This window comes from Kitasatospora sp. HPM-01-4 (genome assembly GCF_051374625.1).
In the GTDB taxonomy this organism is placed as follows: Bacteria; Actinomycetota; Actinomycetes; order Streptomycetales; family Streptomycetaceae; genus Kitasatospora.
The window spans coordinates 4,460,100-4,476,137 of the sequence record NZ_JBPQGP010000005.1 but is presented as its reverse complement, the minus strand read 5'-3'; the positions used below and the strand labels follow the sequence as shown (position 1 = coordinate 4,476,137).

The window sequence follows — 16,038 nt, the reverse complement described above, 5'->3', positions numbered from 1 at the left end:
GTCGGAACAACCTGGAGACCCCCTTGAGCACGTATTCCGTCCTGGTGCCGTTCGCGCCGCCCCGGCCGGAGCAGATCCTGCCCTTCGCCGCCCTGACCCAGTGGAGCGGGGCGCACCGGCTTTGGCAGGGCCAGGCCCTGGCCAGCGACCCGCACCAGACCTTCGCGTACGCCGCGGCCAGCGGGTTCCGCGTGCCGGTCGGCACGGGCGTGACGCTGATGCCCTTCCGGCACCCCTACGACGCCGCGCTGCACATGCAGACCCTGGCCGTCACGATGGGGCACTCGGTGGTGGCGGGGTTCGGGCCCGGAGCGGCGGCCCTGCAGCGCAACCTGCTCGGCGCCCCCTACGCCAGCCAGCTGGGGGCCGTCCGTGACTACCTCACCATCGTCCGGGAGCTCCTGGAGAAGGGTTCGGTGGCGTACCGGGGTGAGCACTTCTCGTGCCGGAGCGAGCTGCCGATGATGCCCAGACCGCCGATCGAGACCGGTGTCGGAGTGCTGCGCCCGGGGATGGCCAGACTCGCCGGCGAGGTGGCCGACGTGGCGATCACCTGGCTGACGCCCGCCCCGTACCTGCGGGAGGTGGTGGTGCCCGCACTGCGCGAGGGTGCCGCCGCGGCCGGCCGGCCGGTCCCCCGGCTGGTGGCGATCGTGCCGCTCGCCCTCAGCGGGCCGGGCCGGGATGCCGCCGAGCTGGCGCTGGCCGGCAACGCGGGCCATCTGAGCATGCCGCACTACCGGGACATGCTCCGCCGGTCGGGCATCGACACCGACCCGGCCGATCCGGGCCGGGGCGCCCGGGCGCTGGTCGAGGGCCGCGCGTTCCTCTTCGGGGAAACCGCCGAACTCGCGGCCCGACTGGGCGAGTTCCAGGACGCGGGCGTCGACGACGTGGTGCTGAACGTCACCGGGGTCTGGGCGCGGTACGGAAGCCGGGCGGCCCTGTCGGAACTCGAAACCGTCCTCGGTGCGGTGGCCTAGTGGAAGAGCCGCGTTTCGTGGCGGGCGAGACCCCCGGGCTCGGGGTGGACCGCCTGCTGCTGATCACCTCGGGGTCCGCGTCGGCGACCGGTATGCCGTTCTGGATCGGCTGGCTGCAGGAGGCCTACCCGCGGCTGGAGATCACCATGGTGGTGACCGGCAGCGCACAGCGCTTCGTCACCCGGCAGGCACTGGAGTTCCGGCTCCGCGGCGAGGTCTTCCCCGACGCCTGGCCGGCCCGGCGGGCCCGGGCGCTGCACGTCGAGTGGGCCGAATGGGCGGAGGCGGTCGTCGTCTACCCGGCGACCCTGCACTTCATGGGCCGCCTCGCCATCGGTCTGGCGGACAGCCCCGCCCTGCTCGCGGCCCAGTGCACCACCGCCCCCGTCGCGGTGGCCCCGGCGCTGCCGCCCGGCGGCCTGGACAGCGCCGCGTGCCGGGCCCACTGGGCCACGCTGGCCAAGCGCCCGAACGTCGCCCTGATACCGCCGGTACAGGGGCTGAGCCTGACCACCGGACGCGCCGACGGATGGGTGCCACCGCCCATGCCGGAGGTGCTGCGAGGGCTCGAACGCTGCCGCATGCGGCTCGCGGCGGACGCCGGAAACGAGGGGCCGGGGAGCACGGCCGCGTTCCTTGCGGACAGGACGCAGCGATGACGGCGGTACGGGAGGGCCGCAGCGAGCAGCCCCTGGCCGAGTTCGGCACCGGTCTGCTGCGGACCACGGTGACCGGTACGGACGGCGAGGAGTTCCACTGGCGCCGCACCCTCGGCGACCTCGCCCCCGAGCCCTTCGTGCCGGCGGCGCACCCGCTGCTCCAGGGCCTGGCCGCGCTGACGCCGTCCGGCGACGCCCGGCTGGTGCTCTCGGCGGACGGTGGGGACAGCAGGACCTACCGGGTCCGGGGGACCGAGTCGGCCGCGGGTGTGCTGCTTCGCGGTGGCCCTCTCGCCGCCCTGGAGGAGCCCCTGCGGGGGATGGGGCGGCTGCTGGCCGCCGTACACGCCTGTCCCGTCCCCGACGGACCGGCCACCCTGCCGCGCAGCCGGGCGCTGACCAGGCTCGGCGACTGGCTGGCCGGGCGCGCGCAGTCCCCGCGGGCCGCCCTGCTCGAATCCCACCTCCGGGCCGGACTCGGCGAAGACCGGCTGGCCAGGGTGCGGGAGTGGTACGACCGGCTCGCCGAGGACACCGACCTGGTCCTCGTCCACGGTGCACCGGGGCTGGGCTCACTGGTCGTCGGCGCCACCGCGGCCACCGCGGACCTGCTGACCGGCGAGGACGTGTCCGTGGCGCCCTGGTACTCCGATCTCGGCTGGGTCGTCGGCGAGTTGGTCGAACTCAAGTGGTACGTCGGCGGGGACCAGGACGCCTGGGGCCGGCTGCTGTCCGCGCTGTTCGACGGCTACGGGCGCGACCTCGGCCCGGAGTGGAGCCGGTCAGCGGCCCTGCGCGTCCTGCTCCACCTGCACGACTTCACCGCCTACGTCGGCTGGAGCAGGGACGAGATCGACCGGTACGCCGGATTCCTGAGGTTCCTCATCGATGTGTGACGCGGAAGCACGACCATAGTGGACGGAGAGCAGTCGCCGGTGTCCCTGAACAGATTCACCCTGCCCAACGGGCTGCGCGTGGTCCTCGCCCCGGAACCGGGCGCCCCCAGGGTGGCGGTCGCGGTCCACTACCGGGTGGGGTTCCGCTCCGAGCCGCCCGGCCGGGAAGGATTCGCCCACCTCTTCGAGCACCTGATGTTCCGGGGAAGCGAGAACCTCCCGGAAGGACGGTTCTTCGACGAGGTGCACGCGCTCGGCGGGCTGGCCAACGGGACGACCCACCAGGACTACACCGACTACTACCAGAGCGTCCCGGCGGCGGCCCTCGAACAGGCGCTGTTCAGGGAGGCCGACCGGATGCGCGCCCCGCGCTTCACGCCCGAGGCACTCGCCTTCCAACTGGACGGGATCGAGAGCGAGATCCGGCAGGCCGTGACCGAGCGGCCCTACGGCGGCTTCCCCTGGCCGCTGCTGCCGGGCGTGCTGTTCGACTCCTTCGCCAGCACCCATGACGGCTACGGCCGGATCGAGGACCTCAGGCGGATCACCGTCGAGGACTGCGCGGCCTTCTTCGACACGCACTACGCACCGGGCAACGCCGTGCTCACCGTGACCGGCGGTTACCACCCGGACCACGCCCGGCTGCTGATCGAGCGCCACTTCGGCGGCATCCCGGCCCGCCCGGTGCCCGCCGGGCCCGGCCTGGATGAACCGCTCCCGACCGCGGACCGCAGGATGACCTGCTCCGAGCCGGGCGTCCCGGCCACCGCCCTCGCCATCGCGCACCGGCTGCCCGACCCGGCCACCGCACTGCCGGAGTACCTCGCCCACACCGTGCTGGCCGCGCTCCTGGGCCGGCGCGGCGCGGCCGGCGGCGCGCTGCCGCTCAGCGCCGGCTGCGGCTTCTTCGGCCCGCTCGACGCCAAGGACCCCGACGCCCTGGTCGTGACCTCCCTGCTGCCCGGCGCCTTCACCCCGGACGCGGCGCTGGCCGCACTCCAGGAGCGGCTGTCCGAGTGGTCCGAGGCCCGGGCCGTGGCGCCGGACGTGGCGGAGACGGTCCCCGGGCTCGCCATGGAACTGCACCGCGAGCACAGCGACCTGCTGAGCCGCTGCCGCGCCCTCGGCCGCCTGGAGGCGCTGTTCGGGCGGGCCGACCTCCTGGACGAACTTCCGTCCCTGATCGGCCGGTTGGATCCCGAGCAGGTCGCCGGCGCGGCCCGTGCGCTGCGGCGGGCACACCACGCCGTCCTCGTCCTGGAGCCCGGCCCGGTCCGGACCAGGCCGGAGCCCGTCCACGGCACCGGGCAGGCCCCCGCGCACACCGCACCGCACCCCGAGACGGCCCGGCCGGCGCCCGGCCCGGCGGGGCCCGGGAGCATGCCGCCGCTCGGCCCCTGGCCGAAGGTCCGCCGCCCGCAGCTGAGCGACAGCACCACCGGCCGCGGGCTGCGGGTCGTGGCGGTCGCCGACCGGCGCGCGCCACTGATCGAGTTCAGGCTGCGGACCGTACCGGGCCCGGCCGCCTGGGACCACCGCGACGACCTCGACCTGCTCGCCCGACGGCTCACCGCACACTCCCGGACCGCCCTGCCCCAGGGGGAACTCCGGGTGTCGGCCGAGGGCGAGTGGCTGGACTTCCGCGGGTACGCGCCGACGGCCGGAACGGACGCCTGGCTGGCCGCCCTCGGGTCCGTCCTGCGCGGGAGGGGCGCCGCGGGCCGCGAGCCCGCGCGTTCACCGGGGCGGCCCCGCCCCGCCACCCCCGCGCACCGGATGGACGAGGCGCTGCGGCTGCGCCGTCTGGCGGCCCTGGCCGGGCCGGGCGGGCCCGCGGCCCCCCTCCCGCTCGACGAACTCCACCGCCGCGCCGTGGTGCCGACCCGGGCGGTCTTCGTCGCGGTCGGCGACCTCGACCCGGACCTGTTCCCGGCGCGGGTGGCCGAAGCGCTGTCGGGGTGGGAGGGCGCCGACGGCGGACCGCACCACCGGGCCGCGCCCTGGGGCGCCGAGGGATCGCTCACCGTCCCCGCCCCGGACCTCCCCGACCTCCATCTCACCTGGTGTGGTCCCGAGCCCGCAGGGGACGCCGGCGACCCCGCCCGCTTCCTGGCCACGGCGGTGCTCGGTGGCTACTACCGCTCGCGGCTGGCGTCCAGGTGCGCCGGGATCAACCGGCCGGGCCTCGACCTGTACAGCGGACGGGACCTCTTCACCGGCACCGAGCGCAGCTACGTCCGGGCCCGGGTGCCCGAGGGGCTGCACCGGGCGGCCGTGACGGCCGTCCGGGACGAACTGCGCCGGATGGCCGTCGACCCCCCGTCGGCGGCCGAGGTCGACGCGGCCCGGAACTTCTGCGCGGGACAGCTGCTCGGAGTCCTCGACTCGCCGTCCTCACTGGCGGATCTGCTGTACCGGTCGATCGCCGCCGGGCGGGAGCCCGAGTGGGTGACCCGGATGCCGGGCCTGCTGCTCGCCACGGCGCCGGCGGCGGTCGCCGAGGCGGGGGCCGGCTTGTTCGCCGGCTGCCTGCGGACGACGGTGGCGCTGGGAGCGGCGGTGCCCGAGGACGTCGCCCGGCCTCTCGGCGACTGGCCGGCGGGCGGCCCGCCCGGACGGTGAACCGGCCCTGGCAAACACTTTCCATACTGGAAAGCTGGTACTAGGCTTTCCAGTATGGAAAGTGACAACAGCCCTCATCGGGACCGGGCCGCCCAGGACGCCCTGGCGGCCCTCGACAGCGTGAGCGCGGCGCGCGGCCGGGTGGCCGACCTCGCCAGGAGCCCCTGGTGGTACCACGCCGGCCTGGGCCTCTCGTTCGTCTTCGCCTTCTCCACGGTCAGCATCGGCCGCTCCCTGATCCCCTACGGCGTACTCCTCGGCCTCTTCCTGGTACCGCTGGTGCTGTCGACCGTCGTCAACCGCTCCACCGGCGTCGCCGTCGACCGGTACCTGGCCACCCCGGGCGCCAGACGGCTCTCCACCGCCTACTCCGCGGCGTTCGCGGCCCTGATCGCCCTCGGACTGGTCGTCGAACTGGCCGTCGGCCTGCGCGGCTCGATGGCCGGGTGCGGCGTGCTGGCGTTCGTCCTGACGGTCGCCATGGGCCGCCGCATCGAGGACGCCCTGCTCCGGGATCTGCGGGACGGGGCATGACCGGGCCCGCCTTCGACGAGGTGATCCACCCACCCCACCGGCTCCAGATCTGCGCGATGCTCGCCACCGTCGACTCGCTGGGATTCGCCGTGGTCCGCGAGGCGCTGGGGATCAGCGACTCGGTCCTGAGCAAGCAGGTCAGGATCCTGCAGGAGGCCGGGTACGTGTCGGTGACCAAGAAGGCGGCGAAGTCGCGGATGTACACCTGGCTGGCCCTCACTCCGCAGGGGCGCACCGCCCTGGCCGGCCACCTGGCCGAGCTGCGCCGGATCGCCGACCTCGCCGGGCCGCAGGATCCACAGAACCAGTGACCTCCTTGGGGGAGACCGTGTCCGACACCGTCCGACACCGCGGTACCGCGGTACCGCCGCAGCGCCCGGCACACATCGCCTTCATGAACATCCCGGCACACGGCCATGTCAATCCGACACTCGGCCTGGTCACCGAGCTCGCCGCGCGCGGCCACCGTGTCAGCTACGCGGTCAGCGACGACTTCGCGGCCCTGGTCGAGGAGGCGGGCGCCACCCCGGTGCGGTACCGCTCCACCTTCCCCACCCGGGGACGCCCGGACTGGGCGATGCCCCGAGGCGGCGACGGCACGGCGGTCCTGCGGCGCTTCCACGACGAGTACCTCGCGGTGCTGCCGCAGCTCGCGGCCGCCTACGACGACGACCCGCCGGAGGCGGTCGTCTACGACCTCGCGGCGGCACACGCGCCCGTTCTCGCGCAGAGGTGGGGGGTACCGCGGATCCAGCTCTCGCCCACCCATGTGCTCTACGAGGGCTTCGAGCAGGACCTCGGCATCGCCCCCGCCGCCCCGGACGGCGCACCGGCGGCAGCCGCGGCCCCGCCGGCGCCCTGCCTGGTGATGATCCCCCGCTCCTTCCAGATGAAGGCGGAGCGGGTGCCCGGCCACTGCACGTTCGTCGGCCCCATGCCGTCGGAGCGCGCGGTGGACGGCGACTGGCACGCGCCGGACGGCCGACCGGTGCTGCTGGTGTCGCTGGGCTCGGTCTACAGCGACCGGCCCGAGTTCCTCCGCGCCTGCGTCGAGGCCTTCAAGGACCTGGACTGGCACGTGGTGATGCCGCTCGGCTGGTACCACGACACGGCCGACCTGGGCGAGCTGCCCGCGAACTTCGAGGTCTGCCGCTGGGTCCCGCAGATGAAGGTGCTCTCCCGGGCGAGCGCCTTCGTCACGGCGGGCGGCATGGGCAGCACCATGGAGGCGATCACCCACCGCGTGCCGCTGGTCGCGGTGCCCCAGGCCGCCGACCAGCTGGTCACCGGCGCCCGGATCGAGCAGCTCGGGCTCGGCCGGCTGGTGCCCGCCTCCGAGGCGACCGCGGCCCGGCTGCGCGAGGCCGTCCTCGCCGTGGCCGGGGACGAGGAGATCGCCCGGCGCCTGGACGCCATGCGCGCCGAGATCCTCGAATCCGGCGGCGCGCGACAGGCCGCCGACGTCATCGAGACCCATCTGCGCGGAGCCGCGCGATGAGGACACCTGACGGCGAGAGCGTGATATCGGTCCGGGGCCTGCGGATGCGCTACGGGACCCGGGACGTGCTGAACGGCGTCGACTGCACGGCGCGGCGAGGCGAGGTGCTGGCGCTCCTGGGGCCGAACGGCGCGGGAAAGACCACCACGATCGAGATCCTGGAGGGCTTCCGCGCCCGCTCAGCCGGCGAGGTCAGCGTGCTCGGCAGCGACCCGGCCCGCGGCGACGAGAGGTGGCGCGCCCGCCTGGGCGTCGTCCTCCAGTCCTGGCGGGACCACGGCAAGTGGCGGGTGCGGGAGCTCCTGGCACACCTGGGCTCCTACTACGCCCCGTACTCCACCGACCGGATCCGGCGGCCGTGGGACGTGGACGACCTCATCGCGGCGGTCGGGCTCGGCGACCACGCCGACCAGCGGATCAACAGCCTCTCCGGGGGCCAGCGGCGCCGGCTCGACGTGGCCGTCGGCATCGTGGGCAGGCCCGAGCTGCTGTTCCTCGACGAACCGACCACAGGCTTCGACCCCCAGGCCCGGCGCGAGTTCCACGACCTGGTCCGCCGGCTCGCCTCCGACGAGACGACCGTGCTGCTCACGACCCACGATCTCGACGAGGCCGAGAAACTCGCCGACCGCATCCTGATCCTGCTGGGCGGCCGGATCGTCGCCGACGGCTCCGCCGCCGAACTCTCGCGGCTGATGTCGACCGAGGCCCGGGTCCGCTGGTCTCTCGGCGGACGGAGCTTCGAGCGGACCACGGCCGACTCCACCCGGTTCGTCCGCCGCCTGTTCGAGGAGCACGGCGCCGCGGTCGAGGACCTCGACGTCCGGCGGCCCAGCCTGGAGGACACCTATCTGTCGATGGTCCGGGAGAGCGAGGCCGGGCGGGGCGCCGCGGCCGGGAGCGAGCGTCAGGAGAGCACCCGATGAGCCCCCTGTGGTCCGCCGTCCGCGCCGGAGTGCGGCGCGGCACCATCGAGCTGAAGCAGTCCTTCACCAACCGGCAGGACCTCATCGGCCAACTGGTCTGGGTGGGTGTACTGCTCGCCTCGATGTTCCTCCTGCGGGACCACGCCCTCGGCGGCGCCCGGGTGTCCGTGGGGGCGTTCATGCTGCCGAGCCTGGTGGGCATGAGCGTCGGCTTCAACGGGGTCATCGGCCTCGCCCAGATGCTCACGGTGGAACGCGAGGACGGAACCCTGCTGCGCGCCAAGGTGGTACCGAACGGCATGACCGGCTACCTCGTGGGCAAGATCGTCACGGCCTCCGGCTCGGTGCTGGTCAACGTGGCCGCCGTCCTGGTCCCCGGAGCGCTCCTGCTGGACGGTGTGGCACCCCGGGGAGCGGTGGGCGTCCTCACCCTGCTGTGGGTGCTTGCCCTGGGTCTGGTGGCCACTCTGCCCATCGGTGCCGTCATCGGCTCGCTGGTCGGCACTCCGCGCAGCCTCGGCCTGATCATGCTGCCGATGATGGGGCTCGTCTCGATCTCCGGGATCTTCTTCCCCCTGACGTCGATGCCCGGCTGGCTGCAGACCGTCGGCCAGCTGTTCCCTTTCTACTGGCTGGGCCTGGGCACCCGCTCCGCGCTGCTGCCCCAGGGAGCGGTCGCGGTGGAGGCCGGCGGGGACTGGCGGCACCTGGAGACCGCCGGGGCACTCGGGCTGTGGGCCGTCCTCGGCCTCGCGCTGGCGCCCGCCGTCCTGCGCAGGATGGCCCGCCGCGAATCCGGCTCCGCCGTGGCGCTCCGCCGGGACAAGGCGCTGCAGCGCCTCGGCTGAACTCCCGCGCCGAAGACCACCGGTCCGGCCCAGTGCGATCACCGGGGCCGGGCCGGATCTGCGGAAGCCGGCTCCGGATCCCGGAGCCGGCAAAACAACAGAGGCCGGTCGGCCCGATTCTCATCGGGACCTACCGGCCTCTTCGCTGTGCGCGAGGGGGGAGTTGAACCCCCACGCCCTTTCGGGCACTGGAACCTGAATCCAGCGCGTCTGCCTATTCCGCCACCCGCGCATGGGTGTTGCCGTTGGAGTCTTCCGCTCTTCCGACCCGCAGAGAATCTTACCTGATTTCCGCTGGTCTTCCGTTCGGCTCCCTTGCGGGCGCCCCTTCCGACATGGAAAACATTAGCACGACCTGCGGGGCGCCTACGAATCCGTCCCCGGGCCCGCAACCGGAGGCGGTCCCGACACCCGCCGGACGGGGGCCTCGGACGGCTCGGCCAGGGGTGAGCGGGCCCGTCCGGGGGTAGCCCTGGCTTGCCACTGCCGAACACCTTCCCGGGCACCCGCCAGGCGGCCGCCACCGCCCCGTGCGATGCCCCGCTGGCGGCAGCCACATCACCGGGGAACCGTACGGATGGGCCGGGCGTGGATACGATCAGTACGGAAGTACCGCAAGTAGGCCGAGCAGGAGGCCCGACCGAAGCCCTTGGAAGGGGGTGCCCCGTGGGAGTCCTGAAGAAGTTCGAGCAGCGACTCGAGGGTCTTGTGAACGGCACCTTCGCCAAGGTGTTCAAGTCCGAGGTCCAGCCCGTGGAGATCGCCGGAGCGCTGCAGCGCGAGTGCGACAACAACGCCACCATCTGGAACCGGGACCGCACCGTGGTCCCGAACGACTTCATCGTCGAGCTCAGCCCGCACGACCACGAGCGCCTCAGCCCGTACTCGAGCCAGCTCGGCGGCGAACTGGCCGGCATGGTGCGCGAGTACGCCGAGGCCCAGCGCTACAGCTTCATGGGCCCGCTCCAGGTGACCCTGGAGAAGGCGGACGACCTCGACACCGGCCTGTACCGGGTGCGCAGCCGCACCCTCGCCTCCGAGGAGCCCCCGCAGCCCGTCCCGCCGCCGGCCCAGGCCGGTTACGGCCGCCAGCCCACCCCGCCCGCGCCCGGCGCGCCGTGGCAGCAGCAGGGCGCGGACCCGTACGGCGCGCCGCCCCAGCCCAGTTCGCCCCCGGCGATGCCCCCGATGCCGTCGGCGCCGCCGACCGTACCGCCCGCCGCGGGCGGCAACGTCCGCCCGTTCCCGGGCGCGGGCGGCGGCTCGGCCACCACCCGCCGCTGGATCGAGGTCAACGGCGCCCGGCACCAGGTGACCGGCAACGGGGTCGTGCTCGGCCGCTCCACCGAGGCGGACATCCGCATCGACGACCCCGGGGTCTCCCGCAAGCACGCCGAGATCCGCCCCGGTACCCCGGCCATGGTGCTCGACCTGGGGTCCACCAACGGCATCGTGGTGGACGGACAGCACACCCAGCGCGCTACGCTCCGCGACGGCTCCAGGATCGTCCTGGGGAGCACCACCATCGTCTACCGACAGGTCGAAGGGTAGAGCGGGCCACCTATGTCAGATCTGACCCTGACGGTCATGCGGCTTGGATTCCTCGCCGTGCTGTGGCTGTTCGTCATCGTCGCGGTGCAGGTGATCCGCAGCGACCTGTTCGGCACCAAGGTGAACCCGCGCTCCTCGCGGCGCGCCACCGGTGCCCCCGCCCAGAACGCGTCCGGCGGCCGGCCGGCCGCTCCGGCGCAGACGGCGCCGGCCCAGCCCCGGCCGCGCCGGGGCGCGCCCACCCAGCTGGTCGTGGTCCAGGGCTCGCTGGCCGGCACCACGGTGGCCCTCCAGGGCCAGACCATCACGCTCGGCCGGGCGCACGACTCGACCATCGTGCTGGACGACGACTACGCGTCCTCCAGGCATGCCAGGATCTACCCGGATCAGACTGGGCAGTGGACGGTCGAGGATCTAGGCTCCACCAACGGCACCTATCTGGACCGGCAGCGGCTCACCACGCCCACCCCGCTCCAGCCGGGCATGCCGATCCGTATCGGCAGGACCGTCATCGAACTGCGGAAGTAGTAGCGCATGAGGGACAGCATCCCGTTCACGCCCGGCCGGGCACGCGGCTGCCACGCTGCCGCCCTGGTGCGCGCCGACGCCCTGAAGGGGGTCCCGTTCCGCATGAGCGAGCTGATCAGTGTGACTTCGCCCGGCGAAACCGCCCAGAGGCGAATCGAGGCGGGGGCATGAGTCTGGTGCTGCGTTTCGCGGCCGGATCCCACAAGGGTCTGATCCGGGAGGGCAACGAGGACTCCGGCTACGCCGGGCCGCGGCTGCTCGCCGTGGCCGACGGCATGGGCGGCGCGGCGGCCGGCGAGGTCGCCTCCTCCGAGGTGCTCGGCTCGATCGTCCGCCTGGACGAGGACGTCCCGGGCGCCGACCTGCTCACCCTGCTCAAGGACGCGGTCCAGGGCGCCAACGACCGGCTGCGCCTGATGGTCGAGGAGGACCCGCAGCTCGAGGGCATGGGCTGCACCCTCACCGCGATGCTGTGGACCGGCCAGCGGATGGGCCTGGTCCACATCGGCGACTCCCGCGCCTACCTGCTGCGCGACGGCACCCTGAGCCAGATCACCCAGGACCACACCTGGGTGCAGCGGCTGGTGGACGAGGGCCGGATCACCCCGGAGGAGGCCGAGACCCACCCGCAGCGCTCCCTGCTGATGCGCGCGCTGGACGGCCGCGGCCAGGTCGAGCCCGACCTGTCGATCCGCGACGTGCGGGCCGGCGACCGCTACATGATCTGCTCGGACGGCCTGTCCGGCCCGGTCAGCCACCAGACCCTGGAGGAGACGCTCGGGAGCTTCTACGCCCCCGAGCAGACCGTTCAGGAGCTGATCCAGCTGGCGCTGCGCGGCGGCGGCCCCGACAACATCACCTGCATCGTCGCGGACGTGATCGACGTCGGCGCCACCGACACCCTCAGCGGCCAGCTCGCCGACATCCCGGTGGTGGTCGGCGCGGTCGCCGACGCACCGCCCTCCAGCGTGCACGACCAGGCCATCCTGAACACCCCGGCCGGCCGCGCCGCGGGCCTGGGCCGGCCGCCGCAGGGCCCGCAGGGCGCCTTCGGCCCGGCCAGCGGCTACGAGCAGCCCGGCTTCGGCCCCGCCGAGGGCTACGGCGACGGGTACGCCGACGGCTACGGCTACCCCGAGGGCGAGCCCCAGGGCGGCTACGGCGAGCCGTACGGCGGGTACGGCACACCCGAGCAGCAGCAGCCCTACCAGGACGACTACGAGGACGACGAGGACACCCCGCGCCGCAAGGGCCGCGGGCTGAAGATCTCCCTCGCGGTGGCACTGGCCCTCGGCCTGATCGGCGGAGCCGGCTGGTTCGGCTGGCAGTGGACCCAGGACCAGTACTTCGTCGGCACCGACGGCGAGCACGTCGCGATCTACCGCGGCCTCAACCAGAACCTGGCCGGAATCAACCTCTCCTCGGTGTACGAACGGCACGATGACGTCGAACTGAAGTTCCTGCCGGCCTACCAGCGCACCCAGGTGGGCAACACCATCCAGGCCAAGAGCCTGGACGACGCCCACGACCAGGTGAAGCGCCTCGCCGCCCAGGCCAAGGTCTGCCAGGAGGTCTCCGGGAGCGCCCAGCCCGGCACCCAGGCCCCGGCCGCCACGCCGAGCCCCAGCCCCTCGGCGGTCGGCAGCCCGATCGGGACCCAGAACGCCCCGGCACAGGACTCCGCCCACTCCGCCGCGGCCGGCAGCCCCGGCGGCGCTCCGACCCTCAGCGAGCAGGACCAGGAGCTGGCCAAGAACTGCGCGACCCAGTGACCCCGGCCCCCCGCGCGGGCCCACTCAGCCGTCAGGGGGCGGTTACCACGTGAGCACCTTTGACCTGAGCAGCGGCCAGTCCGGCGGCCGACGCCGCAACGCCGGCCCGCGCAGCCGTTCCGGCGCGCGCCCCAGCCAGCGCACGAACACCACCATCACCCCGCAGGGCGCCCCCAACCGGCGCAACACCGAGCTCGCCCTGCTGGCCTTCGCGGTCCTGCTGCCGATCCTCGCGTACGCCAACGTCGGCCTCGCCATGGACAACCGGCTCCCCAGCGGGATGATGGCGTACGGCGCCGGCATGGGGGCGCTCGCACTGGTCGCGCACCTGGCGATGCGCCGCTTCGCCCCGTACGCCGACCCCCTGCTGCTGCCCCTGGGGACCCTGCTCAACGGCCTCGGCCTGGTGATGATCTGGCGCCTCGACAAGGCCGGCAAGCTGCTGCGCGGCAACTTCCCCGCCGCGGCCAACCAGCTGATGTGGTCCGCCCTCGGCATCGCCCTGTTCATCGGCGTGATCGTGGTGCTCAAGGACCACCGGATCCTCCAGCGCTACACCTACATCTCGATGGCCGTCGCCCTGGTGCTGCTCGCCGCGCCCGCCTTCTTCCCCGCCCGCGCCGAGGACTTCGGCGCCAAGATCTGGATCCGCTTCGGCAGCTTCTCCATCCAGCCCGGCGAGTTCGCCAAGATCATCCTGACCGTCTTCTTCGCCGGTTACCTGATGGTCAAGCGCGACGCCCTGGCCCTGGCCAGCCGCCGCTTCATGGGCCTGTACCTGCCGCGCGGACGCGACCTCGGCCCGATCATCGTGGTCTGGCTGCTCTCCATCCTGATCCTGGTCTTCGAGACCGACCTCGGCACCTCGTTCCTGTTCTTCGGCCTCTTCGTGGTGATGCTCTACGTCGCCACCGAACGCACCAGCTGGATCGTGGTCGGCCTGCTGCTGTCCGTCGGCGGCGCCGCCCTGGTCGCCACCTCCGAACCGCACGTCAGGACCCGCATCGACGCCTGGCTCGACCCGATGGCCGCGTTCTCCCCCAACCCCCCGAAGGGCTCCACCGAGCAGATCGGCCAGACCCTGATGGCCTTCGCCTCCGGCGGCGTCACCGGCTCGGGCCTCGGCCAGGGCCGCTCCTGGCTGATCCAGTTCGCCGCCAAGAGCGACTTCATCCTCGGCTCCTTCGGCGAGGAACTCGGCCTCGCCGGCATGATGGCGCTCTTCCTGCTCTACGCCCTGGTCGTCCAGCGCGGCCTGCGCACCGCCGTCGCCGCCCGCGACCCCTTCGGCAAACTGCTCGCCGTCGGCCTCTCCTCCGCCTTCGCGCTCCAGGTCTTCGTGGTCGCCGGCGGAGTCACCGGGCTCATCCCGCTCACCGGTATGACCATGCCGTTCCTGGCCCAGGGCGGATCCTCCGTGGTCGCCAACTGGGCACTGCTCGCCCTGCTGCTGAAGATAAGCGACAGCGCCCGCCGTCCCCCGGCGGAACCGACCCAGGCCGTACAGCCGTGAACCCCCACACAGCGGACGTAAAGAAAGATGCGGTTGAATCAGACCCTGTGACCGCACGAAGGAGGCGAGGAGCCCAGTGAACAAGCCCATCCGACGGGTCTCGATCTTCTGCATGGTCCTGATCCTCGCCCTGATGGTCCGCACCAACTGGGTCCAGGGCGTCCAGGCCGACACCTGGGCGAGCAACAGCCACAACGACCGCAACAAGTACGACCGCTACGCCTACCCGCGTGGCAACATCATCGTGGCCGGGCAGCCCGTCACCAAGTCCGACTTCGTCAACGGCCTGCGCTACAAGTACAAGCGCGCCTGGGTCGACGGCCCGCTGTACGCCCCGGTCACCGGCTACTCCTCCCAGGCCTACGACAGCACCCAGCTGGAGAAGCTGGAGGACGGCATCCTCTCCGGCACCGACTCCCGGCTGTTCTTCCGCAACACCCTCGACATGCTGACGGGCAAGCAGAAGCAGGGCGGCGACGTGGTCACCACGATCGACCCCAAGGCACAGAAGGCCGCCTTCGACGGGCTGGGCAACAAGAAGGGCGCCGCCGTCGCGATCGACCCGAAGACCGGCGCGATCCTGGCCCTGGTCTCCACCCCCTCGTACGACCCGTCGACCTTCGCCGGCGGCGACCCGGCCACCGACGGCAAGGCCTGGACCGCCCTCCAGAACGACCCGAACAAGCCGATGCTCAACCGGGCGCTCAAGGAGACCTATCCGCCCGGTTCCACCTTCAAGCTGGTGACGGCCACCGCCGCCTTCGAGAACGGCATGTTCCAGAGCCCGGACGACAAGACCGACACGCCGAAGCCGTACATCCTGCCCGGCACCAAGACCGAGCTGAAGAACGACAGCGAAGACGAGCCCTGCGAGAACGCCACCCTCCGGGACGCCATGGCGGTCTCCTGCAACACCGTCTACGGCAAGATCGGCGCCGACCTGGGCAGGGACAAGCTGCGGGCCGAGGCCGAGAAGTTCGGCTTCAACAACGAGAAGGTCGACATCCCGATCCGGGCCAGTGCCAGCTACTACCCCAAGGGCTCCAGCCCCGACGGCACCGCGATGGACGCCATCGGCCAGCACGACACCCGCGCCACCCCGCTGCAGATGGCCATGGTCGCCTCCGCCATCGCCAACAACGGCGTGCTGATGGAGCCCTACCTGGTCAGCGAGGAGCGCGCCGCCAACCTCACCACCATCTCCACGCACTCCCCGCACCAGTTCAGCCAGCCGATGAAGCCCGAGACCGCGCAGAAGCTCCAGCAGCTGATGGAGAGCGTGGTCAAGGACGGCACCGGTAAGAAGGCCCAGATCGACGGCGTCACGGTCGGCGGCAAGACCGGCACCGCCCAGCACGGTCAGGACAACTCCGGACTGCCGTTCGCCTGGTTCGTCTCCTACGCCAAGGACTCCGGCGGCAAGGACGTCGCGGTCGCCGTGGTGGTCGAGGACGGTGCCGCTTCCAGCAACGAGATCAGCGGCGGTAGCATCGCCGCCCCCATCGCCAAGTCGGTGATGCAGGCCGTCCTCAACAAGTAGGACCCGAGGAGTGGCCCCTGTACGGGCCGCGGGCTTGTCACAATGGGACGCGGCCGGTCGATACCGGTCTGGTCTCGGCTGGCCGCCTGCCCCGGCAGGCTCTGGCAGGACCGGTAGCGTATCCGCAGCAGCGGGTGTGCCCGCCGCTCGCCCACGTCGTCACAGAAC

At 72.7% G+C, this 16,038-nt stretch carries 15 protein-coding genes and 1 tRNA gene; 15 read left to right on the top strand and 1 reads right to left on the bottom strand.

The window, feature by feature from the left end; genetic code table 11:
* Nucleotides 1-23 precede the first annotated feature (23 nt).
* The 9 genes from ACSMTC_RS19480 to ACSMTC_RS19440 all read left to right on the top strand — a co-directional run bounded on the left by ACSMTC_RS19480 (nt 24) and on the right by ACSMTC_RS19440 (nt 8,966).
* On the top strand, nt 24-983 hold the full coding sequence (locus ACSMTC_RS19480; RefSeq protein ID WP_436560971.1) for an LLM class flavin-dependent oxidoreductase: 960 nt from the start codon (nt 24-26) through the stop codon (nt 981-983).
* Between the two features lie 17 nt (nt 984-1,000).
* Complete coding sequence (locus ACSMTC_RS19475) at nt 1,001-1,642, top strand: flavoprotein (protein ID WP_436560970.1); 642 nt, start codon at nt 1,001-1,003, stop codon at nt 1,640-1,642.
* Entirely contained in the window at nt 1,639-2,538 is a 900-nt protein-coding gene (locus tag ACSMTC_RS19470; RefSeq protein WP_436560969.1) for a hypothetical protein, read from the top strand. Before ACSMTC_RS19475 ends, ACSMTC_RS19470 begins: the two co-directional genes overlap by 4 nt.
* Nucleotides 2,539-2,577: 39 nt before the next feature.
* Nucleotides 2,578-5,160 carry an insulinase family protein gene (locus ACSMTC_RS19465; RefSeq protein WP_436560968.1) on the top strand — a complete coding sequence of 861 codons (2,583 nt, stop codon included), beginning with the start codon at nt 2,578-2,580 and terminating at the stop codon, nt 5,158-5,160.
* A 54-nt stretch (nt 5,161-5,214) separates the two neighbouring features.
* Complete coding sequence (locus ACSMTC_RS19460) at nt 5,215-5,694, top strand: hypothetical protein (RefSeq protein WP_436560967.1); 480 nt, start codon at nt 5,215-5,217, stop codon at nt 5,692-5,694.
* A complete protein-coding gene (locus ACSMTC_RS19455) occupies nt 5,691-6,005 on the top strand; it encodes a transcriptional regulator (RefSeq protein WP_436560966.1) in 315 nt (104 codons plus the stop codon). The genes ACSMTC_RS19460 and ACSMTC_RS19455 overlap by 4 nt, the downstream gene beginning before the upstream one ends.
* 83 nt (nt 6,006-6,088) lie before the next feature.
* A complete protein-coding gene (locus ACSMTC_RS19450; protein WP_436564739.1) occupies nt 6,089-7,192 on the top strand; it encodes a macrolide family glycosyltransferase in 1,104 nt (367 codons plus the stop codon).
* Nucleotides 7,189-8,118, top strand: a complete 930-nt coding sequence (locus ACSMTC_RS19445; RefSeq protein ID WP_436560965.1) for an ABC transporter ATP-binding protein — start codon at nt 7,189-7,191, stop codon at nt 8,116-8,118. Before ACSMTC_RS19450 ends, ACSMTC_RS19445 begins: the two co-directional genes overlap by 4 nt.
* Nucleotides 8,115-8,966, top strand: coding sequence for an ABC transporter permease (locus tag ACSMTC_RS19440; RefSeq protein ID WP_436560964.1), 852 nt, complete (start codon nt 8,115-8,117; stop codon nt 8,964-8,966). Before ACSMTC_RS19445 ends, ACSMTC_RS19440 begins: the two co-directional genes overlap by 4 nt.
* A gap of 148 nt (nt 8,967-9,114) precedes the next feature.
* Here ACSMTC_RS19440 and ACSMTC_RS19435 read toward each other — a convergent pair.
* A tRNA-Leu gene (locus ACSMTC_RS19435) sits at nt 9,115-9,198 on the bottom strand.
* 434 nt (nt 9,199-9,632) lie between these two features.
* Between ACSMTC_RS19435 and ACSMTC_RS19430 the strand changes: the two genes are divergently transcribed.
* The 6 genes from ACSMTC_RS19430 to ACSMTC_RS19405 all read left to right on the top strand — a co-directional run bounded on the left by ACSMTC_RS19430 (nt 9,633) and on the right by ACSMTC_RS19405 (nt 15,870).
* The gene (locus ACSMTC_RS19430) at nt 9,633-10,517 is read left to right on the top strand and encodes an FhaA domain-containing protein (RefSeq protein WP_436560963.1); all 885 of its coding nucleotides are present in this window, start codon (nt 9,633-9,635) and stop codon (nt 10,515-10,517) included.
* A gap of 12 nt (nt 10,518-10,529) precedes the next feature.
* On the top strand, nt 10,530-11,045 hold the full coding sequence (locus ACSMTC_RS19425; protein WP_436560962.1) for an FHA domain-containing protein FhaB/FipA: 516 nt from the start codon (nt 10,530-10,532) through the stop codon (nt 11,043-11,045).
* Nucleotides 11,046-11,051: 6 nt separating this feature from the next.
* Nucleotides 11,052-11,216 (top strand): hypothetical protein, encoded by a 165-nt coding sequence (locus ACSMTC_RS19420; protein WP_436560961.1) that lies wholly within the window; start codon nt 11,052-11,054, stop codon nt 11,214-11,216.
* Entirely contained in the window at nt 11,213-12,817 is a 1,605-nt protein-coding gene (locus tag ACSMTC_RS19415) for a PP2C family protein-serine/threonine phosphatase (protein ID WP_436560960.1), read from the top strand. The genes ACSMTC_RS19420 and ACSMTC_RS19415 overlap by 4 nt, the downstream gene beginning before the upstream one ends.
* A 154-nt stretch (nt 12,818-12,971) precedes the next feature.
* Complete coding sequence (locus tag ACSMTC_RS19410; RefSeq protein WP_436564738.1) at nt 12,972-14,330, top strand: FtsW/RodA/SpoVE family cell cycle protein; 1,359 nt, start codon at nt 12,972-12,974, stop codon at nt 14,328-14,330.
* A gap of 76 nt (nt 14,331-14,406) precedes the next feature.
* The gene (locus ACSMTC_RS19405) at nt 14,407-15,870 is read left to right on the top strand and encodes a peptidoglycan D,D-transpeptidase FtsI family protein (RefSeq protein ID WP_436560959.1); all 1,464 of its coding nucleotides are present in this window, start codon (nt 14,407-14,409) and stop codon (nt 15,868-15,870) included.
* Nucleotides 15,871-16,038 lie beyond the last annotated feature (168 nt).